Annotated in this window: 22 protein-coding genes; 15 read left to right on the top strand and 7 right to left on the bottom strand. The window is 74.3% G+C overall.

Annotated elements, in window-relative coordinates; translation table 11 throughout:
• Positions 1–9: 9 nt before the first annotated feature.
• Entirely contained in the window at positions 10–2,385 is a 2,376-nt protein-coding gene (gene lon / locus ACFOWE_RS17780; protein WP_377289051.1) for an endopeptidase La, read from the bottom strand.
• 179 nt (positions 2,386–2,564) lie between these two features.
• Between lon and ACFOWE_RS17775 the strand changes: the two genes are divergently transcribed.
• The 8 genes from ACFOWE_RS17775 to ACFOWE_RS17740 all read left to right on the top strand — a co-directional run bounded on the left by ACFOWE_RS17775 (position 2,565) and on the right by ACFOWE_RS17740 (position 8,953).
• On the top strand, positions 2,565–3,998 hold the full coding sequence (locus ACFOWE_RS17775; protein ID WP_377289049.1) for a sensor histidine kinase: 1,434 nt from the start codon (positions 2,565–2,567) through the stop codon (positions 3,996–3,998).
• A 29-nt stretch (positions 3,999–4,027) separates the two neighbouring features.
• Positions 4,028–4,693 carry a response regulator gene (locus ACFOWE_RS17770; RefSeq protein WP_377289047.1) on the top strand — a complete coding sequence of 222 codons (666 nt, stop codon included), beginning with the start codon at positions 4,028–4,030 and terminating at the stop codon, positions 4,691–4,693.
• A 306-nt stretch (positions 4,694–4,999) separates the two neighbouring features.
• Positions 5,000–6,058 carry an alpha/beta hydrolase gene (locus tag ACFOWE_RS17765; RefSeq protein ID WP_377289045.1) on the top strand — a complete coding sequence of 353 codons (1,059 nt, stop codon included), beginning with the start codon at positions 5,000–5,002 and terminating at the stop codon, positions 6,056–6,058.
• Positions 6,028–6,342, top strand: coding sequence for a hypothetical protein (locus ACFOWE_RS17760; RefSeq protein WP_377289043.1), 315 nt, complete (start codon positions 6,028–6,030; stop codon positions 6,340–6,342). The genes ACFOWE_RS17765 and ACFOWE_RS17760 overlap by 31 nt, the downstream gene beginning before the upstream one ends.
• Positions 6,343–6,494: 152 nt before the next feature.
• Complete coding sequence (locus ACFOWE_RS17755) at positions 6,495–7,148, top strand: biliverdin-producing heme oxygenase (protein ID WP_377289041.1); 654 nt, start codon at positions 6,495–6,497, stop codon at positions 7,146–7,148.
• A gap of 58 nt (positions 7,149–7,206) precedes the next feature.
• Positions 7,207–7,848 (top strand): TetR/AcrR family transcriptional regulator, encoded by a 642-nt coding sequence (locus ACFOWE_RS17750; RefSeq protein WP_377289039.1) that lies wholly within the window; start codon positions 7,207–7,209, stop codon positions 7,846–7,848.
• 213 nt (positions 7,849–8,061) lie between these two features.
• Positions 8,062–8,265: a hypothetical protein gene (locus ACFOWE_RS17745; protein ID WP_377289037.1), complete on the top strand. Its 204-nt coding sequence runs from the start codon at positions 8,062–8,064 to the stop codon at positions 8,263–8,265.
• Positions 8,266–8,764: 499 nt separating this feature from the next.
• On the top strand, positions 8,765–8,953 hold the full coding sequence (locus ACFOWE_RS17740) for a hypothetical protein (RefSeq protein WP_377289035.1): 189 nt from the start codon (positions 8,765–8,767) through the stop codon (positions 8,951–8,953).
• Between the two features lie 438 nt (positions 8,954–9,391).
• Here the strand turns inward: ACFOWE_RS17740 and ACFOWE_RS17735 are convergent, their stop codons facing one another.
• Positions 9,392–10,435: a zinc-dependent alcohol dehydrogenase family protein gene (locus tag ACFOWE_RS17735; RefSeq protein ID WP_377289033.1), complete on the bottom strand. Its 1,044-nt coding sequence runs from the start codon at positions 10,433–10,435 to the stop codon at positions 9,392–9,394.
• A 48-nt stretch (positions 10,436–10,483) separates the two neighbouring features.
• On the opposite strand from ACFOWE_RS17735, the gene ACFOWE_RS17730 reads away from it, so the two are divergent.
• The 4 genes from ACFOWE_RS17730 (at position 10,484) to ACFOWE_RS17715 (ending at position 14,055) form a co-directional block, all read left to right on the top strand.
• Positions 10,484–10,825 (top strand): ArsR/SmtB family transcription factor, encoded by a 342-nt coding sequence (locus tag ACFOWE_RS17730; RefSeq protein WP_377289031.1) that lies wholly within the window; start codon positions 10,484–10,486, stop codon positions 10,823–10,825.
• A gap of 318 nt (positions 10,826–11,143) precedes the next feature.
• Entirely contained in the window at positions 11,144–12,145 is a 1,002-nt protein-coding gene (locus ACFOWE_RS17725; RefSeq protein ID WP_377289029.1) for a putative protein N(5)-glutamine methyltransferase, read from the top strand.
• 121 nt (positions 12,146–12,266) lie between these two features.
• A complete protein-coding gene (locus ACFOWE_RS17720) occupies positions 12,267–13,793 on the top strand; it encodes an alpha/beta hydrolase (protein WP_377289027.1) in 1,527 nt (508 codons plus the stop codon).
• Positions 13,794–13,839: 46 nt separating this feature from the next.
• Positions 13,840–14,055: a hypothetical protein gene (locus ACFOWE_RS17715; RefSeq protein WP_377289025.1), complete on the top strand. Its 216-nt coding sequence runs from the start codon at positions 13,840–13,842 to the stop codon at positions 14,053–14,055.
• A 127-nt stretch (positions 14,056–14,182) separates the two neighbouring features.
• Here the strand turns inward: ACFOWE_RS17715 and ACFOWE_RS17710 are convergent, their stop codons facing one another.
• Positions 14,183–15,415, bottom strand: coding sequence for a cytochrome P450 (locus ACFOWE_RS17710; RefSeq protein WP_377289023.1), 1,233 nt, complete (start codon positions 15,413–15,415; stop codon positions 14,183–14,185).
• Positions 15,416–15,509: 94 nt separating this feature from the next.
• On the opposite strand from ACFOWE_RS17710, the gene ACFOWE_RS17705 reads away from it, so the two are divergent.
• The gene (locus ACFOWE_RS17705; protein ID WP_377289021.1) at positions 15,510–17,186 is read left to right on the top strand and encodes an FG-GAP and VCBS repeat-containing protein; all 1,677 of its coding nucleotides are present in this window, start codon (positions 15,510–15,512) and stop codon (positions 17,184–17,186) included.
• A gap of 75 nt (positions 17,187–17,261) precedes the next feature.
• On the opposite strand, the gene ACFOWE_RS17700 is transcribed toward ACFOWE_RS17705, so the two are convergent.
• Positions 17,262–18,830, bottom strand: coding sequence for an alkaline phosphatase D family protein (locus tag ACFOWE_RS17700; RefSeq protein ID WP_377289019.1), 1,569 nt, complete (start codon positions 18,828–18,830; stop codon positions 17,262–17,264).
• A 207-nt stretch (positions 18,831–19,037) separates the two neighbouring features.
• Positions 19,038–19,886, bottom strand: a complete 849-nt coding sequence (locus tag ACFOWE_RS17695; RefSeq protein WP_377289017.1) for a hypothetical protein — start codon at positions 19,884–19,886, stop codon at positions 19,038–19,040.
• A 203-nt stretch (positions 19,887–20,089) separates the two neighbouring features.
• Between ACFOWE_RS17695 and arfB the strand changes: the two genes are divergently transcribed.
• Complete coding sequence (gene arfB, locus ACFOWE_RS17690) at positions 20,090–20,509, top strand: alternative ribosome rescue aminoacyl-tRNA hydrolase ArfB (RefSeq protein WP_377289015.1); 420 nt, start codon at positions 20,090–20,092, stop codon at positions 20,507–20,509.
• Positions 20,510–20,597: 88 nt separating this feature from the next.
• Complete coding sequence (locus ACFOWE_RS17685) at positions 20,598–21,041, top strand: NUDIX hydrolase (protein WP_377289013.1); 444 nt, start codon at positions 20,598–20,600, stop codon at positions 21,039–21,041.
• Here the strand turns inward: ACFOWE_RS17685 and ACFOWE_RS17680 are convergent.
• Both ACFOWE_RS17680 and ACFOWE_RS17675 read right to left on the bottom strand, forming a co-directional pair.
• A complete protein-coding gene (locus ACFOWE_RS17680; protein ID WP_377289011.1) occupies positions 21,034–22,455 on the bottom strand; it encodes a GAF domain-containing sensor histidine kinase in 1,422 nt (473 codons plus the stop codon). The genes ACFOWE_RS17685 and ACFOWE_RS17680 overlap by 8 nt on opposite strands.
• Before the next feature lie 118 nt (positions 22,456–22,573).
• Positions 22,574–24,352: a SpoIIE family protein phosphatase gene (locus ACFOWE_RS17675; RefSeq protein ID WP_377289009.1), complete on the bottom strand. Its 1,779-nt coding sequence runs from the start codon at positions 24,350–24,352 to the stop codon at positions 22,574–22,576.
• Between the last annotated feature and the right edge of the window lie 132 nt (positions 24,353–24,484).

Raw genomic sequence — 24,484 nt, 5'->3', positions numbered from 1 at the left:
CGGCGGCGGTCAGGCCGCCGCGGGCTCGGCGACCTTCGCCGGGGTGAGGGCGATCGCCAGGACCTCCCGCACGTCGCTCACCGGGTGGATGGTGAGCTCGTCGCGGACGGCCTCGGGGACGTCGTCCAGGTCGGGCTCGTTGCGGGCCGGGATCAGCACCGTGGTGACGCCCGCCCGGTGGGCGGCCAGCAGCTTCTGCTTGACCCCGCCGATCGGCAGCACCCGGCCGGTGAGGGAGACCTCGCCGGTCATGGCCACGTCGGCGCGGACCTGGCGGCCCGAGAGCAGCGAGGCCAGGGCGGTGATCATGGTGATGCCCGCGGAGGGGCCGTCCTTGGGGACCGCGCCGGCCGGGAAGTGGATGTGCACCGAGCGGTCCTTGAGCGAGGAGACGGGCAGCTCCAGCTCCGCGCCGCGCGAGCGCAGGTAGGAGAGCGCGATCTGGGCCGACTCCTTCATCACGTCGCCGAGCTGGCCGGTCAGGGTCAGTCCGGTGCCGCCGGTCTCCGGGTCGGCCAGGGACGCCTCCACGTACAGCACGTCGCCTCCCGCGCCGGTGACCGCCAGGCCGGTGGCCACGCCCGGCACCGCCGTACGCTGGCTGGACTCCGGCAGCGAGGACTCCGGCACGTGGCGCGGCCGGCCGAGGTAGGCGACCAGGTCGTCCGCCGTCACCGCCACCGGCGGCTCCGTCTCACCGAGCGCCGCCTTCGCGGCGATCTTGCGCAGGATCCGGGCGATCGAGCGGTCCAGGGAGCGGACCCCGGCCTCCCGGGTGTACTCGCCCGCGATGCGGCGCAGCGCGTCGTCGCCGACCGTGACGTCCTCGGCGGTCAGCCCGGCCTTCTCCAGCTGGCGCACCAGCAGGTGGTCGCGGGCGATGGCGACCTTCTCGTCCTCGGTGTAGCCGTCGAGCGTGACGACCTCCATGCGGTCCAGCAGCGGGCCGGGGATCGCCTCCAGCACGTTGGCGGTCGCCAGGAAGAGCACGTCGGACAGGTCGAGCTCGACCTCCAGGTAGTGGTCGCGGAAGGTGTGGTTCTGCGCGGGGTCGAGCACCTCCAGCAGCGCGGCGGTCGGGTCGCCCCGGTAGTCGGCGCCGACCTTGTCGATCTCGTCGAGGAGCACGACGGGGTTCATCGAGCCCGCCTCGCGGATCGCCCGGACGATCCGGCCGGGCATCGCGCCGACGTAGGTGCGGCGGTGGCCCCGGATCTCGGCCTCGTCGCGCACGCCGCCGAGGGCGACGCGGACGAACTTCCGGCCCATCGCGCGGGCGACCGACTCGCCGAGGGAGGTCTTGCCGACCCCGGGAGGGCCTGCGAGGGCGAGCACGGCGCCGCTGCGCCGGCCGCCGACCACGCCGAGCCCCTTGGCCGCGCGGCGGCCCCGGACGGCGAGGTGCTCGATGATGCGGTCCTTGACGTCGTCGAGGCCGGTGTGGTCGGCGTCGAGGACCTCGCGGGCCGCGGCGATGTCGTAGGAGTCCTCGGTCCGGGTGTTCCACGGGATGTCGAGGACGGTGTCGAGCCAGGTGCGGATCCAGCCGGTCTCGGGAGACTGGTCGGAGGTCCGCTCCAGCTTGGCGACCTCCTTGAGCGCGGCCTCACGCACCTTCTCCGGCAGGTCGGCGGCCTCGACCCGGGCGCGGTAGTCCTCCTCCTCGGTCTCCGCGGAGTCCCCGTTGAGCTCGGCCAGTTCCTTGCGGACCGCGGCGAGCTGCTGGCGGAGCAGGAACTCGCGCTGCTGCTTCTCCATGCCCTCCTGGACGTCCTTGCGGATCGTCTCGGCCACGTCGAGCTCGGCCAGGTGCTCGCGGGACCACTCGATCAGCATCGCGAGCCGCTCGGCCGGGTCGGCGGTCTCGAGGATCTCGACCTTGCGCGCGGTGGTGAGCCAGGGCGCGTAGCCGGAGTTGTCGGCGAGGACCGACGGGTCGTCCATCTGGCTGAGCGCGTCGACCACCTGCCAGGCGCCCCGCTTCTGCAGGATCGTGGTGGCCAGCGCCTTGTACTCCTTGGCGAGCTCCTCGGCGCGCTCACCCGCCTCGACCGGCTCGATCCTGCCGGCCCGCACCCACAGCGCCGCGCCGGGGCCGGTGGTGCCGGCGCCCACGCGGATCCGGTCGACGCCGCGCACGACGGCCACGGGCTCGCCGCCGGGCAGCCTGCCCACCTGCTCCACGACCGCCCGGACGCCGACGGCGCCGTAGCGCCCGTCGATCCGCGGGACGAGCAGGACCTCGGGCGCGTCCTCGTCGAGGGCCCGGGCCGCGTCGATCGCGGCCCTGACCTCGTTCGCCGAGAGGTTCAGGGGGACCACCATGCCCGGCAGCACGACCTCGTCGTCGAGCGGAAGGACCGGGAGGTTCAAGCTCTCACTCATCTGCACTCCATGGGGTTGAGTTATACCGACTCAATTAACAGGAGCCTTCGAATGTTCCCGGACTTGAGCCTTTTCGCTGTGAGCGATCGTAATTCTGTAATCGTCCCTCTGGAGAGGGACGCGGCGGACCGTACTCCGGGGTGATGCGGGCTGATGATCAACGTCCCTAGACTGTCCGGATGACCTCCCCGCCCACCCCGCGGGACCGGGCCCGCGCCCCGCTGGCCCGGCTGGTGCGCGCGCTCGCCGGCGCGTTGTGGAGCGGCAGGGCCGGCCCGCCGCACCCCCGGTCCCGGTGGCTGGCCCCCCGGGTGCCGGGCTTCCTGGGTCTGCTCCCCTTCCGCACGATCGACCTGGTCCTGCTGGCCGACCTCGTGCTCGCCTTCATCCTGTTCAGCGCCGTGCAGTCGATACTGTGGAGCGACACGGCGCACCTGCCGGAGCCGCTGGGCTGGGGGGAGATCCAGTTCGCCGCCGCCTGCTCCGCGCTCCCGCTGGCGCTGCGCGACCGCCGGCCCCTGGCGGCCTGGCGGCTCGCGGCGGTGCTGACCCCCGCGGGTGTCCTGACCCGCCTGCAGGCCGTGGACACGCCCTACTCCGCCGACACCGTGATCTCGTACCTGCTGGTGGTCTACGCGGTCGCGGTCCGCTGCGAGCGGCACGTCACCATCGGCGTGTGGCTCGTCTCCGCCGCCGGTGTGTGGTTCGTCGAGGCGCAGACCGACCAGACCGGCGTGACCGCCGTCGGCATGGGCCTGGTGACCGCGACCGTCCTGCTCGGCTACAACGTCCGGGCCAGGCGCACGGCGGTCAGGCGCCTGGCCGAGGAGGAACGGCGCAGCGAGCGGGCACTGGCCGGGCAGGCCGTACTGGAGGAGCGGACCAGGATCGCCCGGGAGCTGCACGACATCGTGGCCCACCACATGTCGGTGATCGCCATCCAGGCGGAGGCCGTACCGCTGAAGGCGCGCGGGGACGCGCGGCTGCTGGAGGAGGGGCTGGTGGAGATCCGCGCGCTCTCCCTGACCGCCATGAACGAGATGCGGCGGGTGCTGGGCGTGCTGCGGGACGCCGAGGGGACGCGGGACACCGCGCCGCAGCCGGGGCTGGAGCGGCTGGAGGAGCTGATCGGCACCGCGCGCTCGGCCGGGCTCACCGTGAAACCCAAGCTCCTCGGCGACCTGACCGGGCTGCCCGAGGCGGTGAGCCTGTCGGCCTACCGGATCGTGCAGGAGTCACTGAGCAACGCCATGCGGCACGCGCCCGGCTCGGCCGTCACGGTGGAGATCACCCGATCCGGCGACGACCTGTGCCTCCACGTGGCGAACGGCGCCGGGAAGAAGCCCGCCGGACCCGGTTCCGATCCCGTTTCCGGACCCGGTCACGGTCACGGCCCCCGCCCCGCTTCCGGTCTCCGGCCCGGTCCCGCTTCCGCTTCCGCTTCCGCTTCCGCTTCCGGGAAGGCTCCCGCGCACGGGGGGCACGGCCTGATCGGGATGCGGGAGCGGGCGGCGATGCTCGGCGGGCGGCTCTGGGCCGGGCCGGTGGGGAACGGGTTCGCGGTCACCGCCATACTCCCGATCACACAGGACGAGCCGGCGGCCACGGCCTGACGGCCTCAACCCCCCAATGGAGGCGATCGGTGACGATCCGGGTGCTCATCGCGGACGACCAGGGCATGGTGCGGACGGGCTTCACCGTCTTCCTCGGCGCCCAGCCGGACATCGAGGTCGTCGGAGAGGCCGCCGACGGCCGCGAGGCCGTGGCGCGGACCGCGGAGCTCCGGCCCGACGTCGTGCTGATGGACGTGCGGATGCCCGTCATGGACGGCCTGGCGGCGACGCGGGAGATCCTCTCCCCCGGCGGACCCGGCGGGCACGCCCCGAAGATCCTCATCCTGACCACCTTCGACCTCGACGACTACGTCTACGAGGCGCTGCGGGCCGGAGCCAGCGGCTTCCTGCTCAAGGACGCCTCCGCCACGCAGTTGGCCGAGGCCGTCCGGGTGGTCGCGGCCGGGGAGGCGCTGCTGGCGCCGTCGGTGACCCGGCGGCTCATCACGGAGTTCGCCCGCGTCGGGCCGAACCGCCCGCGCGCCCGGCCGGACGGCATCACCGAGCGGGAGACCGAGGTGCTCGCCCTCATCGCCCGCGGCCTGTCCAACCAGGAGATCGCCGCCGAGCTCGTGCTCTCGGAGCAGACGGTCAAGACGCACGTGGGCCGGATCCTGGCCAAGCTCGGCCTGCGCGACCGCGCGCAGGCGATCGTGTACGCCTACGAGACCGGGGTGGTCCGCCCCGGCGAGTGACCCGCCCGCAGAGCCCCGCGTCCGGCACCCGGCGCTCCACCCGTCCCCGGCGCTCCACCCGTCCCCGGCGCTCCACCCGTCCCCGGCGCTCCACCCGTCCCCGGCGCTCCACCCGTCCCCGGCGTCGCGGACGGGCTCCGTTCTCCCGCGCACCCGGCACCGCCAGGGGAGGCCTCCGCTCCCGCGGCGCGCCCGTCACCGCCGTCCCCCTCCGGAGGGACCCTGAGGTGGCCTCCCCGAGGTGACGCGGGCGACAGATCACGATCCATAGCGTCCTGTCCTGTTCCCCCTGGACAGGAGGCCCGCATGTTCCGCTCCATGCTCGCCGTGAGCACCGTCGCCGCGCTCACCTACGTGATCGCGCCGCCGCCCGAGGGCGACCGGATCATCAAGGTCTACGGCGACCTGCGTACGGCCGAGCACGTGGCGGTGATCGTCCCCGGCGCCGACACCACCGCCGCCACCTTCGACGGCGGGCGGGCCAAGGCGCACAGCACGCCGGGAGGCGGGGCCCGGGCGCTGCTGGCGCAGGCGCGGAAGCTGGACTCCGGGGCGAAGCTGGCGGTGGTGGCCTGGCTCGGCTACGACAGCCCGGCGACCGTCAGCCTGCACGTGGCCACCCACACCGCCGCCGAGCGCGGCGCCCGGGCGCTGCGCCGCTACGTCGGCGAGACGCTCCGCGGCAGGCGGGTCACCCTGCTCTGCCACAGCTACGGATCGGTGGTGTGCGCCAAGGCCGTGCCCGGGGGGCAGGTGACCGACATGGCGGCGGTGGGCAGCCCCGGCCTCGGCGTGTCCTCGGCCGCAGAGCTGGGCGGCGCCGGCGCTGCACGGCACCCCGCGGGGGACGGTCCGGGCGCTGGCGCTCCCGGCGCTCGCGCCGCTCTGGTTCCTGGCCGTCTTCGCCGCGCTGACCGCCGCCACTCCCCTGCTGGCGCGGGCGCGCCCCGGCCTCGTGGCCGCCTCGGCGGTCGCGGTGGTGCCCGTCGTGGACGCGGTCAGGTTCGCACCCGGCGGTCCGGCCTGGCTGGGCTGGGTGAACCTCGCGGCCGGGTGGCTGGTGCCGTACGCGCTGGGGGTGGGCCGGGCGGGCGGCATGCTCGCCTCGCGGCGGGCCGCGGCGGCGCTGCTGGCCGGCGGCGCGGCCGGGGCGGTGGTCCTGGTGGCCGCCTTCGGGTATCCGGCGAGCATGGTCGGGGTGACGGGGGCCAGGGTCTCGAACCTCAGCCCGCCCACGCTCGCCGCCGTCTGCTTCGGTCTCGCCCAGGTGGGGCTGGCCCTGCTGGTGCGCGGGCCGCTGGAGCGGCTGATGCGCCGGCCCCTCCTGTTGGGCGGTGGTGGCGCTGGTCAACCTCGCGGCGATGACCGTCTTCCTCTGGCACCAGACCGTGCTGGCCGCGGCCGCCCTGGCCGCCCTCCGCTCCGGGCCGGTGCCCGGGTTGCTCACCCCGCCGATGGACGCGGCTTGGATGGCGCAGCGCCTGGCCTGGCTCCCGGTCCTCGCCGCGCTGCTGCTCCTGGTCCGGCTCGCCGGATCCGTACGACGGACCGCTCCCGGGACAGCGGCCCCCACCGAAGCTCCCACAGCGGCCCTCACTGTGGTCCCCCCGGCGGCCCTCACTGTGGTCCCCCGGCGGAAGGGCCGGTGAACGGAGCGGCGGGAGGACCGGCGGAAAGCTGCGGGACCGCCCCGGCCCCGCAGCGCCCGTTCTTTGATGACAAGGTGTCGTCATCACCTTGACGTGCCGCCGGATCGTTTGTGACACTCCGTCATGAAAATACTCTCAGACACGGAGTGATCATGAGCGAGGCGCCGTTCTCCGAAGTGCTCAGGAACGCCACCTGGGCCGACCATTCCTCCGCCGAGGACGACGCCTACCTCAAGGCCCTGATGGCGGGCCGGCTCAGCCGCGAGGCCTACGGCGAGCTGGTGGCCCAGCACTACTTCGCCTACACCGCGCTCGACGGCGTCGCGCGCGCGCTCGCCGGCGACCCGGTCGCCGGCCCGTTCGTCGTCCCCGAGCTCTACCGCGAGGAGGCGCTCGTCCGCGACCTGGAGACGGTCTACGGCCCCGGCTGGGCCGACCGGATCACGCCCTCCGCGCCGACCCGGACCCTCGTCGCCCGGATCGAGCAGGCCGCCGGCTGGCCTGGCGGCTACGTCGCCCACCACTACACCCGCTACCTGGGCGACCTGTCCGGCGGGCAGTTCATCCGGATGGAGCTGGAGAAGATCTACGGCTACGGACCCGGCGGCGGCGTCGACTTCTACCGCTTCGACCGGATCGGCAGCCTGCCCCGGTTCAAGAACGCCTACCGCGCCCGGCTGGACGCCCTGCCCGTGGACGACGCCGAGAAGCAGCGCATCATCCGGGAGGCCAAGCTCGCCTACCAGCTCAACACCGAGGTCCTGACCGACCTCGGCCGGGTGGCGCGGGCCGAGCTCGCGGCCTGACCGCACGGCCTGACCGCGCGCCCCGGCCACCGGCCCGGCCGTGTGCCACCATGGGTCCATGCCCCGCATCTCGGCCGCGACGATCGGCGAGCACCGCGCCCAGACTCGGGACCGCATCCTCCGGGCGGTCTCACGGCTCTCCCGCGACCAGGGCATCGACGCCATCTCGATGACCGACGTGGCGGGCGAGGCGGGGATCACCCGGACCGTCCTGTACAACTACTTCCCCGACAAGGCCGCGCTGCTGCTGGCCTTCACCGAGCGGGTGACGCACTACTTCATCGAGGCCTACGAGCGGGAGCTGCCCGGGGACGCCTCCCCCGCCGAGCGGCTGCGGGTCTTCGTCCGGCTCCAGCTCGACGGGCTGCTCGCTCACCCCCATCCCGGGCCCGCCGACCTGTCGGCGGCCCTGGGCCCCGACGCCTACCAGCGCCTGGCCGAGCACGTCGCGCCGATGCAGCGCATCCTGACCGGCATCATCGACAGCGGCGTGGCCTCCGGCGACTTCCGGGCTCCGGACGTGACCGCCACCGCCAGGCTCATCCTCGCCGTCATCGGCGCCGAGCGGCTCCCGCTGCTCGGCGGCGCGGTGACGGTGGAGGAGGCCGAGGAGCTCGTCTCCGGGTTCGTGCTCCGGGCGCTGGATGCCCGGCCGGACACGAATCCAGCGGATCGCCCGAATAATTCGGATTCGCAATAGACGCCTGAAATGTGTTTCGCGCGCCGGTGACGCGAGAAATACGGCGGCGACCGTTGAACAATCATCGCCATCCTTTGAGCAATCGTGGCGTTCGCTCACTGAAACGGGACCTCCGATACGGAATGCTTGTTCGCGGTCACCGGCGGCCGGTCGGACGCGGCCTTCCGCTGTGGCCTGCAGTTCCCCATTCCGTTCCCATGGAGGAAGAACACCATGATCCGTCGTATTCTCGCCGGTGCGGCCATCGCAGGTCTCGCGGGCGTCGGCGCCCTCGCCCTGGTCGGCACCGCCTCCGCGGGCGACTACGGCCGCGACTACGGCCACGCCCCGTCCTTCACCTACGTCAACAGCGGAAACCACAACGAGGTCCTGAACGACCTGCTGGACGTCGCGCTCCTCGGCATCATCGAGAACTGACCTCCGCAGAGGCGATGACGCGCCCGGCCGCCCGGCCGGCGCCGCCGCCCGGAGATGATTCACTCTGGATATTCCTGCTATCGGAAACAATCACGATGTGAATCGTCCGGAAACCGGGACTCCGCCTTCCTGCTGAGGCACCGCCCCTGTCCAGGGGAGACTTCTGGAAGTCGCTCGGCATGAGACGGCTCCACGGCCACGGCCGTGGAGCCGTTTTTCTTTTCCGTGCCCCGATTGTTCCACCACCCTCCCCGGCGGATTCTTCCGGTGCGGACCCGGTCTCCGGCCGGTTTGTGATTACCGGGTGGGCGGAGGAGGTAAAACGACGGCGACCGCCAAAAAAGCATCACCGGGCCTTGGTCTGACACGGTGGGAATTCACCCGGAACGGCGTCCTCGATGAAGCGATGCTTGTTCACGGCGCCGGACGGCCGGCCGGATGTGACCGGCCGTCCGGAGTCGCCGACCATCTCCGTTCCATTTCCATGGAGGAAGAACCTATGATCCGTCGCATTCTCGCCGGTGCGGTCGTCGCGGGCGTCGCGACCCTGGCCACCGCCGGACCGGCCCTGGCCGGTGACCGTGGCTACGGCGGCTACGGCGACTTCACCTACATCGACAAGAGCAACCACAACGAGGTCCTGAACGACCTCCTCGACCTCGCCATCCTCGGCATCATCGACAACTGATCCGGGAGGCGGCGCACCCTGCCTCTCACGGCACGCGCCGCCGAAGGCCATCCGTCCCGGTCGTTCCCACCGGCCGGAAACGACCGGGACGCCCATCGCTGAAAACGAGGGGCCACCCTCCGGCGGAGACGCCATCCCTCTTCGGGGAAACTTCTGTAGAACGCTGGTGAAAGCGGTTCCGCGGCCCTCTCCAGGGCCGCGGAACCGCTTTTCCTTTTCATCGCCTCTCACCGTCCTCACCGCCTCCTCACCGTCTTCTGCCGCTTCTCGCCCCCGGTCGGCCGCCCCACCCGAACGGGCAGGGCCGAAGCGTTCTCATGTCGTGAGACCGGGTGGCCGAAGACCCTCTGCGGCGGTGCGTCGGCGTCAGCGTAGGAGGCATCCCGGCCCGCGAACGGTTACGGGCCCGGAGATCCCGTGATCGATGCCCGGAGGCGATCAGCTCGCGACGGTGACCACGATCTTGCCGATCTGGGCGTTCGACTCCAGGTAGTGGTGGGCCTCGACGATGTCGCCCAGGTCGAAGGTACGGTCCACCACGGGCCGGAAGGCGCCCGAGCGCAGCCCGGAGGTCACGAAGGCGACCGCCCGGCGCAGCCGTTCGGGCCGCCTGGCCGTCTCCAGCATCGTGTACGTGCGCATGTTCAGCGCAGGCATGCCGAGCTCGAATCCCGGGTAAGGAGTCGCCTCGCCGCTCAGTGCGCCGTACAGCATCAGCATGCCGTCCTCGGCGACCACCTTGGCCAGGTCTCGCACGCCGGGTCCGGCGACGGCGTCGAAGACGTACTCCGCGCCCCGCCCGCCGGTCGCCGTGAGCACCCGCTCGACCACGTCCTCCGACTCGCTGACGATCACTTCTGCGGCGCCCTCCTTCAGCAGCGCCTCCTTCTTGGCTGCGGTGCGGGTGACCGCGATCGGCGTGGCGCCGATCCGTTCGGCGACGTGGATGGCGGCCAGGCCGACACTGCTGGAGGCCGCGTTCAGCACGACCGTGTCCCCGGGGCGCATTCCGCCGACCTCCACGAGCCCGCCGTAGGCCGTGATGTACGGCATCCACACCGCCGCGCCCTCGACCGCGCCGAGTCCTCCGGGGCGCCGTGCCAGTGCCGCCGCGGGCACGATCGCCCGCTCGGCGTAGACGCCGTAGTCGTTCTGCGAGAACGCCGGCACGGTGCTGATCGCATCCCCGGGCCGGAACCCGGCCACGCCCTCGCCCACCGCCTCGACCACACCGGCCGCCTCCGTGCCCAGCCGGGCCGGGAACCGCCTGACCGGCTCGATGTAGTGCCCGGTGCGGAACAGCACCTCGGCCCGGTTCAGGCCGATCGCGTCCACCCGGATCCGCACCTCGCCCGGGCCCGGCTCGCCGACTTCGACGTCCTCCAGCCGCATCACCTCGGGCCCGCCGAGTTCGTGGAACAGCACCGCCCTGGTCATCGCCTCGTCCTCCGCGCCTCGGTGAATGATGATCCACTCAAGCATGAAAGTACGATGACGGTCAAACTTCGATGGCTATCGTACTATGGGGTCATGGAGGCCGACCGCATCCCCCGCCACCCCGACGTACGGACGATCACGCTGCAGCGGGTCCTCGAGGCCATCGTCGATCCGGTACGGCGGAGCATCATCACGCAGTTGTGCGACGCCTCCGGTGACATCGCCTGCGGCGGATTCGACCTGCCCGTGAGCAAGTCCACGGCCACCCACCACTTCCGGACCCTGCGCGAGGCAGGTCTCATCCGGCAGTACTACGCCGGCACCTCACGGATGAACGCCCTGAGACGCGAGGAGATCGACGAGGTCTTCCCCGGCCTCCTCGACGCCGTCGTCGCAGCCGACCGCGGACCCTCGCGAAACGGCGGATCCCCCTGAAGCCACGGGGCGTCGCCCGTGCGGCCGCCTCCCGCCGGACGGCAGGCGAGAGCGGACCGGCGGGACCGCACAGGCAACGGTGTGCCCCTGATCGGGGAGACACCCGTGGCGGGTGCCCTGGCCCTGCGGGGCACGGAGCGGGGGTGCTTGCGCGCCCGGCCCCCACCTCGGTAGCGTTGCGCTTCCTGATCGACCGTCTTGAGGAGGTGAGACCCATCAACGCCAGTTCAGGCAGGGTGCTCCCGCCTCACGGTCCCACGGCCCGTCCGGCCTAGGAAGGCCGCGGAGAGCACCCCGGACACCCCGGAAGGCTCTCTCGTGACTTCTCCGCTCCCCGTCTCCCCCTCCGCCGTCGTCGCCAGGCTCCGGGCCGCAGGCTGCGTCTTCGCCGAGGACGAGGCGGATCTGATCATCTCCACGGCGCGCACCGCCGCCGACCTCGCCGCCATGGTGGACCGGCGGGCCGCCGGCCTGCCCCTGGAGCACGTCCTCGGCTGGGCCGAGTTCTGCGGCCTGCGGGTGGCCGTGGAGCCCGGGGTCTTCGTGCCCCGCCGCCGCACCGAGTTCCTCGCCCGCCAGGCCGCGGCCCTCGCCCTGCGGGCCGCCGGCGCCGCGCCCGGTCTCCCCGGTCCCGTTTCTGCACTCGCCGGCGCCGCTCCCGGGCTCCCCGGCCCCGCTCCGGGCTCCCCTCGCGGGGCCTCCCCCCGGCCGCCGGCCGTCGTCGTCGACCTGTGCTGCGGCTCGGGGGCGGTGGGCGCCGCGCTGGCCGCCGCCCTGGACCGGGCGGAGTCCCAGCTCCCGGAGCGGGCCGGGCCCCGGGACCGGACCGGCTTCCCCGCGTCCGGCGCCTCCCCGGCACGGATCGAGCTGCACGCGGTCGACATCGACCCCGCCGCGGTACGGTGCGCCCGCCGCAACCTCGCCGCGGCCGGAGGCCTGGTGTACGAGGGCGATCTCTACGCGCCGCTCCCCGCCGCGCTGCGGGGACGCGTCGGCCTGCTGGTCGCCAGCACGCCGTACGTGCCCAGCGAGGAGATCGGGCTGCTGCCCGCGGAGGCCCGCGTGCACGAGCCGCGGCTGGCGCTCGACGGCGGCGCCGACGGCCTCGACGTCGTGCGCCGGGTGGCCGCCGAGGCACCGGGCTGGCTGGCGCCGGGCGGCTCCCTGCTGGTCGAGACGGGCAGGCACCAGGCGGAGCGGGCCGCCGGAATCCTCGCCCGGAGCGGCCTCGTCCCGGAGGTGGCCGTCTCCGACGAGCTGGACGCCACCGTCGTCATCGGCACCGCAGCGCCGTCCGGCCCGGGCCTCCCCCGGCCCTGAGGCCGCTCGCGGGACGGGCCTCGGCACCGCACGGGTCACCGCCCCGGGACGCCGCCGCACGCCCACGCGGCCCGTCCCGGGGGCACCCCGGCCGGTGTTGACAATGATGATCTTCAAGTTGATGGTGAACGTACAGGTTCCGGCGAGAGGCGGGCTGGTGCGGACGTCCCGGTGGATCATGTCGGTGCTTCTCCTGCTGGGCGGCCTGGCCGCCGCACCGCCCGCGGCGGCGGCGGCGACACCACCGATCTCCTGGCGGCCGTGCCCGCAGGACCAGGCGGTCGAGTGCGGGTCGCTGAGCGTGCCGGTGGGCTGGGCGGATCCCCACGGGCCGCGGATCGAGATCGCGGTGGCCCGGCGGAAGGCGGCGGATCCGGCCCGCCGCGTCGGCTCGCTGGTGTTCAACCTCGGCGGTCCGGGCATCAGCGGCGTGCGGGCGACCCTCGACGCCGCGGAGATCTTCTCCGCCGATCTGCTGGAGCGCTTCGACCTCGTCGGTTTCGACCCTCGCGGTGTCCCCGGCAGCACACCGGTGCTCTGCCCGGCGGGTGTCTCCAACATGCCGGACAACCCGGCCACCGCCGAGGAGTACGACCGGATGCGGGCCCGGCTCAACGCCTACGACAAGGAGTGCCGCCGGCTCTCCGGACCGGTGTTCGACCACGCCGACACCCTGAGCGCGGCCCGGGACGTCGACGCCCTCCGCGCCGCCCTGGGCGAGCGGACGATCTCCCTGTACACCCTGTCGTACGGCACACTCCTCGGCCAGCAGTACGCCGAGCTCTTCCCCCACCGGCTGCGCGCGCTGGTGCTGGAGGGGAACCTGGACCACTCCCTCCGCCGCCCCGCGGACTTCCTGACGGCCAGGGCCCGCACGTCGGAGAGGGCGCTGCGGATGTTCGCGGACTGGTGCCGCGGACCGGGCTCCGGCTGCGCCCTCGGCGGGCAGGACCCGGCCGAGGTGCTCGACGGGCTGATGGCGAGGGCCGAGCGCGGCGAGCTCCCCGACCCGGACTTCCCCGGCTTCCCCATGACACCGGAGTGGCTGGCGGGCAGGGTCGAGTTCCACGTGGCGGACCAGTCGCTCTGGCCCCGGTCCGACGACTACCTCATCACCCTGCGGGACCAGGCCGCGCCGCGCGCAGGACGGGAGGCGTCGCCTTCCGAGCCCCCCGAGGCCTGGGAGGACCCGTACGCCGCGATCTTCTGCGCGGACTTCCGCTGGCCGGTCCGCGACTTCGGCGAGCTGGCACGGCTCCGCGAGGCCGTGCGGAAGGCGGCCCCCACCGTGCGGTGGACCTTCACCGGCTGGAGGGACGTCGCGGGCTGCCAGGGACGCGACATCGCCACCCGCAACCCGCAGCGGCCCTACCGCTTCCGGCACGACACTCCGCCGGTCCTGCTGGTCAACAGCCGCCACGACGTCGCCACGCCCTACGAGTTCGCGGCGGCGGTGTCCCGGCGGATCCACCGGAGCGTGCTGCTCGCCTACGAGGGCGTCGGCCACTGGACCTACCACGCCAGCCCCTGCGCCCGCGGCACGATCGACCGCTATCTGCTGACCCTGGCCCTGCCCCGGCCCGGCGCGAGCTGCCCCGCCATGCCGGTCACGCCCGCGGCCGCCTCCCCGGTCCCCGCGACCGGGTGACGTAACCTGGACCTCTCCCCCTTTCTCGAGCGCGAAGGGGATGTGCATGACCGAGGTGCAGGGCTCCCTGCGGTGCGGGACGTGCGGGGAGACGAACCTGAGGATCCTGCGTTTCACGCCCGCCGACGCGGACGCTCCGGGCGGGGGCGCCCCGCCGCACGTCTACTACCACTGCTTCGACTGCGGGAGCGAGGGTGAGACCCCCGTGGAGGCGGGCTGGACCCCGCCACCGGACACACCCCAGGGACCTCCGCTGGGCTGACGGCCTCTCCTGCGCGGGCTCCGGGACTCCGGAGCCCGGCCTCCCGGCCGGGCCCGCCGGGTCCGCACCCCACCGGCCGGGTGATCCCGGGGCCTCTCCGCGCGGGCGCCGCCACCGCCCGCTCAGATCAGAAGACGAACTTCTGGCTCCGCACGCTGTTGTCGAAGTTGGACAGCAGCAGCTCCGGCTCGCCCACCGTCCGGATGTCCGGCAGCCGGTCGAACAGCTCGCGGAACATCGTCCGGATCTCCTGGCGGGCGAGGTTCGCGCCCAGGCAGAAGTGCGGGCCCGGGCCGCCGAAGCCGACGTGCCCCTTGGCGTCGCGGGTGATGTCGAACCGGTCGGCGTCGGGGAAGACCGTCTCGTCCCGGTTGGCCGAGCCGTAGAAGAGCACCACCTTGTCGCCGGGCTTCAGGTGCAGGCCGCGCAGGTCGTAGTCCTCGGTGACGGTGCGGCGGAACTGCATGATGGGCGAGACGTAGCGGACCATCTCCTCGATCGCGCCGCCGATGCGCCCGTCGAAGTCCTCGCACAGCAGTCGCCGCTGCTCGGGGTTGTCGGTGAGCAGCTTGATGCCGTGCGCCATGGTGTTGCGGGCGGTCTCGTTGCCGGCGACGAGCAGCAGCGCGAAGAACGAGCCGAGCTCGCGATCGGTCAGCTTCTCCCCGTCCACGTTGGCGGTGACGAGCGCCGAGACCAGGTCGCCGCGGGGCTCCTTCGCCCGCTCCCGGCCCAGGTCGATCACCATCCGCTGCAGGGCGAGCAGGGCGAGCATGTTGCTCGCCGCCATCTGCACGGTCCGGCCCAGGCTGGGCCGGACGCCGGTGTAGGCGGTGGAGATGTCCACGTGCCGGTGGACCCGCTCGCGCAGCTCGTCCGGGACGCCCATCATGTCGCAGATGACGTGGATCGGCAGCCGGGCGGCCACCTGCGTGACGAAGTCGCCGCCGGGCCCCGCCGCCACCACGTCGTCGACGATCCGGGCGCAGGCCTTCTCGATGTCGCCCTGGAGGTTGGAGAGCATCTTCGGGCTGAACGCGCGCGAGACGATCCGGCGCAACCGGGCGTGGCGGGGGTCGTCCATGTTGACCATGGACTCGCCGAACACGTGCTTGACCCAGCCCGGCGGCTCGGGGCTGCTGGCGGCGGGCTCGCTGGAGAAGACCTTGGGGTTGCGGCTGGCCTCCACCACGTCGGCGTGCCGGACCAGGGCGTAGAAGCCCTTGCCGGAGCGGAGCAGCGGCACCCGTTTCTCGGTGAAGAACACCGGTCGGTCCAGCTCCCTCAGCCTCGCGAACGCCTCGTGCCGCTCCTTGGGAGGACGGCGCCAGAACTCCAGATCAGCCAGGTCGATGTCCATCCGCTCATAGTGGCACGCGCTCTACCGGTACCGGCCGCATATCGTTCACGTGGCGGTCGGGCGGCTGTGCGAATCGGTGGAGAACATCCCGGTTATGAGAGCAATGCTCCTCACCGCCACCGCCACCGCCACCGCCGCTGTGGCCTCCGCCGTGCTCACCCCCGCCGTACTCACCGCCGGCCCGCCCTCCGCCTCCGTCCCGGCCTCCGCCTCCGGCGCTCCCGGCACCGTGCCCGCCTCCATGCGTGCTCCCGTGCGGGCGTCTGCGCGGGCCTGCTCCGGCACGCCCTCTGACTTCGACGGCGACGGCCGTGCCGACCTCGCGGTGGCCGCGCCGTACGCGGCGGTGGGCGGGCGCCCGAGGGCGGGCTCGGTCACCGTCCTGTACGGCCTGCGCACCGAGCGGCTGCTCACCCAGGACGATCCCGGCGTGCCCGGCGAGGCCGAGACCGGGGACGCGTTCGGGTCGGCGCTGGCGGCCGGGGACTTCGACGGCGACCGCTGCGCGGACCTGGCCGTGGGCGTCTCGGAGGAGGACCGGCCGGGGCCGGGCGCGGACGGGCGCGGGGTGGTGCAGATCTTCCACGGCTCGCCCGGCGGTCTGCGCCCCGGCGAGGTGATCGACGCCCGGGACGTGGGGCGGCGGCGCGGACCCGACCGGTTCGGCGCGGCGCTGACCGCCGGGGACCTGGACGGGGACGGCGACGACGAGCTGGTGGTCGGGATCCCCGGGCTGGGCGGGGGCGCGGTCGGGGTGTACGGGCTCGGCGGGCGCGGGCCGTACGCGCTCACCCAGCGCAGCGGCTGGGTCGGCCAGGAGGAGGAGACGACCGACCAGTTCGGCGCGGTGCTCACCGCCGGCGACTTCGACGGCGACGGCCGGGACGAGATCGCGGCCGGCGCGCCCGGTGACACGGTCACCCGCAAGGGGCAGGGCTCGGTCACCGTGCTGGACGTCCGGCGGCGCAGGGCGCTGCGGCTCACCCAGGACAGTCCGGGGATCACCGGACGCGCCGAGGCCTGGGACGGTTTCGGCGCCGCGCTGGCGACCGGGGACTTCAACGCCGACGGCCGCGACGACCTGGCGGTCGGGGCGCCGGGCGAGGGACTGACGGACGGCCAGCGGGCGATGGACTACGGGGACGGAACCGTGGTCACGGTCCACGGCTCGCCCCGCGGGCTGCGGGGCGCGGCCGCGGAGGCCTGGTCGCAGCGGGGGCTGAAGGGCACGCCGCGCTACTTCGACCGGTTCGGCGCGGCGCTGGCCGCCGGGGACCTCAACGGGGACGGCGACGACGAGCTGGTGGTCGGGATCCCGGGCGAGAACGCCGTCCAGGTGCTCGCCGGGACCCGCTCCGGCGGCCTGACGAAGCGGAACGACCTGCTCATCAGGGGAGGCGCTGCGGGAGACGTCAAGGAAGACGTCAAGGAAGACGTCGAGGAAGACGCCGCGGGGACCACTGGAGGGGACACCGAGGAGGCCGCCGAGGGAGCCATTGAGGGGAGCGCTGAGGGGAGCGCTGAGGGGAGCGCTGAGGGAAGCGCTGAAGGTGCCGCCGGAGGGAACGGGGGCGGCTTCGGCTCGGCGCTGGCCGTCCTGCCCGGACGGCGCCTGGTGGTGGCCGCGCCGGGCGCGGACAGGCTCGTGCTGCTGCGCGGGAGCGTGCGCGAGGGAGCCTACCCGGGTGTGCGCCCGGCGACGGCGCGGACTCTCACCGCCGGCGCCGGGCTCTCGCTGTTCGGTTACGCGCTCACCGGGCGCTCGGGGTGAGACGCACCGGCGCGGAGCCCTCCGGGCCTTGCCCGGGCAGGCCCGGCCGGCGGCGGCTCGGCACCGGTCCGCGCCTCAGCGGGGGTCGAGCGACCTCGCGCCGGCCGGGACGGTGAAGCGGGCGCCGCTGCGCGCGGGGGCGCCGCGGCGGCTGATGTACTCCAGGACGCGGAAGTCGGCCTGGAGCTCCTGACCGGTGAGCCGGCAGACGAGGTAGCCGCGCCGCTGGTCGATGTAGGCGATGTGCGGGTTCTCCGCGACCAGTTCGGCGGTCCGGTTCTCGTCCCGGTAGCCGTCGCCGTCGCTGGAGACCGAGGAGGTGACCAGCTCCACCGCCACCCGTTCGGCGTCCGGGTCGTCGAAGTCGAGCGTGAGATCGGCCGCGTGGTGCATGTGCGCGTCGCCGGTCAGCACGACCGGGTTGGCCGCGCCGGAGTCGCGCAGGCCGGTCAGCAGGCGGGCGCGCTCGGCGGCGTAGCCGTCCCAGGAGTCCAGGTTGACCTCGCTGCCGGGGCCCGCCCGGTGGTCGCGCTGCGCCATGAGGACCTGCTGGCCGATGAAGTCCCAGCGGGCGGTCGAGGCGGCGAGGCCGTCGAGCAGCCAGCGCCGCTGGCCGGGGCCGAGCAGGGTGCGCTCCGGCGCGAGGCGGTCGTCGCAGCCCGCGCGGAGGCCGTCCTCGCACGCCTGGTCGTCGCGGAACTGCCGGGTGTCGAGCAGGTGGAAGCGGGCCAGCGGCCCCCAGTCCAGGCGCCGGTGCAGGCGCATCGACGCGCCGCCGGGCACGCTCGCGCGCCGCAGCGGCATGTTCTCGTAGTAGGCGGCGAAGGCGGCGGCGCGGCGCCGCGCGAACGCCGGGGCGCCGGTGCTGGAGACGCCGGCGGCCCAGTTGTTCTCGATCTCGTGGTCGTCGAAGGCGACCAGCCAGGGCGCGGCCGCGTGCGCGGCCCGCAGGTCGGGGTCGCTCTTGTACTGCGCGTGCCGGAGCCGGTAGTCGGCCAGGGTCTCGCACGTGCCGGGCGTGTGCTTCCGCACGCCGCCGCCTCCGGCCGCGGTGTAGCCCTGCGGGCCGTACTCGTACATGTAGTCGCCGAGGTGGACGACGAGCTCGGGCTCGGCCTCGGCGAGCCTGCGGTAGGCGGTGTAGTAGCCGTGCTCGTAGTGCGCGCAGGCGGCGACGGCGAAGGTGAGCGCGGCCGCCGGGGAGTCCGCGGAGGGGGCGGTCCGGCTGCGGCCGGCCTCCGACAGGTGACGGCCGGCGCGGAAGCGGTAGAAGTACTCCCGGCCGGGGTCCAGGCCCTCGAGCTCGACGTGCACGCTGTGGGCCCGTTCCCACCGCGCGGTCGCGGAGCCGGAGCGCACGACCCGGGTGAACCGCTCGTCGTCCGCGACCTGCCAGCGCACGTCCACGTCCCGGCGCGGCATGCCGCCGCGGCCGTCGGGGGCGAGCGGGTCGGGGGCGAGGCGGGTCCACAGCACGAACCCGTCGTGCGCCGGGTCGCCGGAGGCGACCCCCAGGGTGAACGGGTCGGCCACCGCGCCGCGGGAGCGCGCCCGGGCGGCCGGGGCGGATACGGCGCCGGCGAGCAGCAGCCCGCCGGCACCCGCGGCCGCAGTGGACATGACGGTGGACATGACGGTGGACATGAACGCTCTGCGTGACGGCTTCGGCTCCACGCCTCCAGTGCAACCGCCCCGCCTGACCCCGCCGTGGCCGGCGCGTCAAGGCCGCGTCACGGCAGAGTGAACAGCCGCCGCACGGCGGTTCCCGCCGCCGCGTGGGAGCAGGCCACCCGGCCCGCCACCGGGCCGGAGCACTCCGCCCGGTCCGCCGCCGGGCGGGGGCGGGGCGGGTCAGGTGAGGTACGGCCTCAGCTGCTCGCCCAGGGCGCCGCAGCCCAGGTACTTCTCCACGGTGTGGAAGTCGAGCCGGTCGAGGTCCACCAGGCGTTCGTGGTCGACCCCGGTGAAGCAGGACGCCAGGCCCGGCGGGATGGCCGCGATGTCGTGCCGGTCGGCGATGTTGACCCAGCGCCGCACCTGGGGCGGGCGGGCGCCGCGGCCGTTCACCGGGGCCGGCAGCAGGTGGTCGAAGACCACGTTCCGCATGCCGAGAGGGCTGCCGAGGGTGACCAGCAGCTCCACCTCCAGCTCCGGGCAGGCCCAGAGCGTCTCGTAGGCCACCACGCTGCCGAGGGAGTGCGCGATCACCACCCGGGGGCGGTGGCGCCGGATCACCTCGGCCACGGCCTCCCGCGCCCCGGCTCTGGCCTCGCCCCCGGCGGCGAGGTAGGCCGCCACCTCGGGGGCGAAGAGCGCGGCGAAACGGGCGGTCTGCTCCGGCAGGCGCTCCAGCAGCCGGCCCGCGAGCCAGTGCAGCGCGCCGGTCAGCCCCTCCCCCACCGCGTCGAGCTGGGTCGTCCAGTCGACGAGGACCCGCTGCGTCCCGGCGTCCATGCGCTCCACCGCGCGGGCCCCGCCGCCGTCCCCGCCGTCGTCCTTGGTCTCGCCGAGCAGGTGCGCGTAGTAGGCGATCTCGGTGATATAGCGCTGCCCGGTGTGCGGCGCGCCGCCGGACAGGCCGTGGTGCAGGTAGCGGTCCCACTTCGCGCGCATCGCGGCCTGCGCTCCGGCCACCGAGTTCCCCGCCTCGCGGTAGTACCGGTACTTCCCGATTCCGTGCACGCCCACGATCGCGCCCATGCGCCCCTCGCCTCCCCCACCGGTGACATGTACGGCATGCCGAACGTCACTGTGGCGGAAGGAGCCGGACGCCACAAGCCCGCGGTTCTCCGCTTTGCCCGATACAACAGGGCGAACGGGGCATAAATCGGTTGATCTGCGGGTACGCCGTCCCGTTACCCTGGGACGCGCCCCCTCCCGAAGGATCGAAGGAGTCGTCCGCCATGCCCGGCCCGCTGCGGATCAGCGGCTCGATCTCCATCCCGGAGACCGAGCTCAGCTGGCGTTTCTCCCGTTCCTCGGGACCCGGCGGCCAGGGGGTCAACACCACCGACAGCCGCGCCGAGCTCAGCTTCGACCTGGCCGCCACCGAGGCGCTCCCCGAGCCGCTGAGGGCCCGCGCGCTGGAGCGGCTGGCCTCCCGGCTGACCGGCGGCGTCCTCACCATCGCCGCCTCGGAGTTCCGGTCCCAGCTGCGCAACCGCGAGGCGGCCGAGATACGCCTGGCGCAGCTGCTGCGCGAGGCCCTCGCCCCGCCCCCGAAGAAGCGCCGCCCCACCAAGCCGAGCAGGGGTGCCGTCGAGCGCCGCATCACCGCCAAGAAGCACCGCTCCGACCTCAAGCGGCTCCGCCGCGAGATCTGAGCCCCGCCCGGTGCGCCGCGTGCCCGGGCGCCCGGGTCCGCGCCGCCCCGGTGGAGCCCGGACCGCGCCGATGCGGGACAATCCGAGGATGCCGCCCGTACCCAGCGTCCGCGCCCTCCTCCTCGACGGCGACCGGATCGTGCTGTTCCGGCGCACCGTACCCGGCAGGGAGCTGTACTGGAGCGCCCCCGGCGGCCACGTCGAGCCCGGGGACGGCTGTCTGGAGGACACCCTCCACCGCGAGCTCCTGGAGGAGCTCGGGGCCACCGTCTCGGCCGTCACCCCGCTCACCACGCTGCGCTGCCCCCACGCCGAGGGCGTCAAGCTCCAGCACGTGTACGGCTGCCGCCTGGTGTCCATGGACCCCGCCCTGCGCTGCGGCCCGGAGTTCACCGAGCCCGGCCGCGGCGTCTACGAGGTGGTGCGGCTCCCCCTCGACCCCGACCAGATCGCCGCCATCAACCTCGTCCCCGCGGAGCTGGGCGCCTATCTCACCGACGCCGTCACCCGGCTGCCCGACCTGATCAGCTGACCGGGTCCCCTCCGCCCCCCCGCGGGCCCGCGGAGCCGCCCGAGGGCGGGACGGGCAGGGTGATGCGCACGGTGGTGCCCTTGCCCAGCTCGCTGTCGATGCGGATGCTGCCGCCGTGCAGCTGGACGATCTTGTCGACGACGGGCAGGCCCATCCCGGTCCCGCCGATGCCGCGCTCCTCGGCCTGCGGGGTCCGGTAGAAGTCGTCGAAGACCTTCTCCGTGTCCTGGGGCGGGATGCCGATGCCGGTGTCGCGGACCCAGATGCGGCGGGCGGGGTCGGCGCTCACGGCGACCTCGATCGCGCCGCCGTCCGGCGTGAACTTCATCGCGTTGTTCAGCAGGTGGCCCAGGGCGTGCTGGAGCCGCCGGGGGTCGGCCCAGGCCGTCACCCCCTCCGGGGCGTGCAGCCGCAGCGTGTGCTTCCTGCGCCGGGCCTCGGCGGCGGCGTCGTCGACCGCGCGGCGGACGAGCGCGGTCAGGTCGACCAGCTCGGGGGTGAAGACGGCGGTGCGGGCGTTGAGGCTGGCCACCAGGAGCAGCTCGTCGATCAGGCCCAGGATGTGGTTGCTGTTGCGCTCGATCACCCGCAGGAAGCGCTGCTGGGTGGCGGAGTCCAGGCCGCCCTCCCGGAGCACCTGCAGATAGCCGCGGATCGAGGTCAGCGGGGTGCGCAGCTCGTGGTTGACGGTGCTCAGGAAGTGCGACTTCAGCTCCTGCACCTCCTGCAGGCCGTGGATGACCCGGTCGGCCCCGCGGGCGTAGTGGTACATCCCCAGCAGCGCGACGGCGCTGCCGGCCAGGCTGCGCAGGGCCTCGCGCTGCCCGTCGGAGAGCTCGCGCGGCCGGTGGTCCATCACGCAGACCACGCCCAGGGTGTGGCCCCTGCCGTCGATCATCGGCACGCCCGCGTAGAAGCGCACCCCCGGCTCCCCGGTCACCACGGGATCCTCCCGGAAGCGCTCGTCGGCGGAGGCGTCGGGGACCTCCAGCAGCGCGCGCCCCTGGACGGTGCAGGGGAAGAACGACAGCGCCCGCTCGTCCAGGGTCAGCGCCCCGTCGCCGGCGCGCCCGGTGAGCCGCCGCTCGCCGACCCCCATCAGGCCGACCAGCCCGATCGGGGCCTCGCAGATCCGCGCCGCCGACTCGGCGAGGGCCGAGAAGTCCGGCTCCGCGAGCGTGCCGCCCGCCCCCAGGTCCTCCGCCTCCGCGCGGACGCCGCCCGGTCCCATCTCCTCCGCCCGCGCGCGGACGCCGCCCAGCGCCTCCTGCCGCTCCGGACTCTGCGGCTCCTCCGCCCAGGCGCGGGTGTCGCCCGGCGCCCTGCCGCGCTCGGGTCTGCGCGGCTCCTCCTGGCGGTCCGGCCCTCGCGGGCGCTCCGCCCGGCCGGAGGGCTCCCGCGCTCCCGGCGTCACGGCCCCGCTCCATGCGCGCACGCCGCTCCGGGGGCGGGCACGGGCGGGCGGGCCGTCCCGGCCCGGGGCGGGATTCCGGTACGCGGACGGGCGCGGCCGGCTCCGCCGTACCGGATGGTCATGCCTCCTCACCCGCTCCGGGCACCCGCAGGGCGATCAGGGCGAGGTCGTCCACCCGGCCGGGCGGCGGCACCCGCTCCAGGATCCGGTCGCAGAACTCCTCCACGGGCCGGCGTGCCAGGGCGGCGGCGTGGCGGCGGAGCCGTTCCAGCGCGGCGTCCAGGTCGTCTCCGGGGGCGTGGACGAGGCCGTTGGTGTACAGCAGCACGGTGCTGTGCTCCGGGAGCGGCTCGACCGCGTCGTGGCGGTCCCCGATGTCGTGCCACTCCACCCCGAGCATCAGGTTCTGCCCCGCCTCGAGATAGTGGGCGTCGCCGTCCTCGGTGACCAGCAGCGGCGGCGGGTTCCCGGCGCTGGCCCAGTGCAGCTGCCACGGCCCCTCCGGGGGCCCCTCGATCCGGGCCAGGACCATGGTGGCCAGCACGGGGTCGCCGACGGCGAGCAGCGCGTGCTCCAGCCGGTCGGTGATCAGGCTGGGCGGCTCCACCCGGTCCCAGGCCACCGAGCGCAGCATGTTGCGGATCTGGGCCATTCCGGCGGCGGCCTTCAGGTCGTGGCCGAGCACGTCGCCGACGACGAGCGCGGTGACGCCGTCGGCCAGGATCAGGGCGTCGTACCAGTCGCCGCCGACCTCGGAGCCCTCCGGGGCGGGCCGGTAGCGGGCCGCCAGCCGGAGCCGGCCTCCCTCCGGGAGCGGGGAGAGCAGGTGGCGCTGCATGGTCTCGGCGATCTCGCGCCGCTGGCCGGCCAGGCGGAGGCCGTCCACCGCCAGGCCGGCGCGCCGCCCGAGGTCGTCGATCAGCGCCAGCTCCGCGGCGTCGAAGGGGCGGGCCGGGTCGGTGCGCGCCACGGTGAGGGCGCCCAGCACCCGGCGGGCGGTGCGCAGCGGCGTGATGATCACCGATGTGGCGCCGAAGACGGAGAACAGCTCGCTCTGCGCCCGGGCCAGCGGCGCGTCGGCGGGGGCCGCGAGGTCGTCGGGGCCGAGCAGCAGGGCCTCGCCGCCCCGCAGGACCCGCGCCAGCGGCGCGCCGGAGTCCTCGGTGACCGGCGGGAGCGGCCCCTCCCAGACGGGGTCGCCCGCGTGCCCCTCCGGAGGGACCACCAGGGCCCGGCGGACGTCGTCGAGCCCGGAGCACAGGTCCACCACCGCCCACTCGGCCAGCCTCGGCACGATCAGCCGCCCCAGCCGGCGCAGCGCCTCGTCCGCCTCCGGGACCTGGGCCAGTACGGCGCCGGCCTCGCCCACCACCGCCAGCCGTCCGGTGAGCCGCTCCAGCGCGGCCAGCTGGTCGGCCTGACGCCCGGCGGCGGCCAGGCGCTCGGAGGCGTCCGTGAAGAGCACCGCGGCGGCGCGGAGCCGCCCGTTCTGCCGGACCGGCGAGGCCATCCAGGAGACCGGGAGCAGGCCGCCGTTGCCGCGCAGGAAGGCGGGGCACTCGCCGTGGGCGGTGTGGCCGCGCTCGAACGCCTGCCAGATCCGGCACGCCGAGCGGGGGATCACTCCGCCGTCGGCCGCGCGGTGCAGCAGGTCGTGGGCGTCGGCGCCGAGCAGCGCCTCCACCGGACGGTCCAGCAGTTCGGCGGCGCGGGGGTTGACCGCGCTGATGCGCCCGGCGGAGTCGGTGAGGTAGAGCCCCGCGCCCAGGTCGGTGAAGACCGCCTGCAGCAGCGCGGCGCCGGGGAGCGCCCCTGGCGGTGCCGCGCCGGGCGCCGCCTCGGAGAACGGCCCGCCGCCACCTGCGGCCTCGTCCACGGGGCAGGCCTTCTCGGTCATCGCCGTCGCACCCCTCTGCGTGTCGCCGCGGGCGGAAGGGCCCCGCCGGCTCGCCGCCGGGGCGGCCGGTCCCGTGCCGGCCGCGGTCACCGGACGGCGTGCCGCCTCCGGTCCGGCGGCCGCCCCCGATCC

The organism is Planomonospora corallina (genome assembly GCF_042650625.1).
Taxonomy (GTDB): Bacteria; Actinomycetota; Actinomycetes; order Streptosporangiales; family Streptosporangiaceae; genus Planomonospora_B; species Planomonospora_B corallina.
The sequence above is the reverse complement of the archived record's forward strand: the minus strand, read 5'-3'. Positions and strand labels throughout refer to the sequence as shown.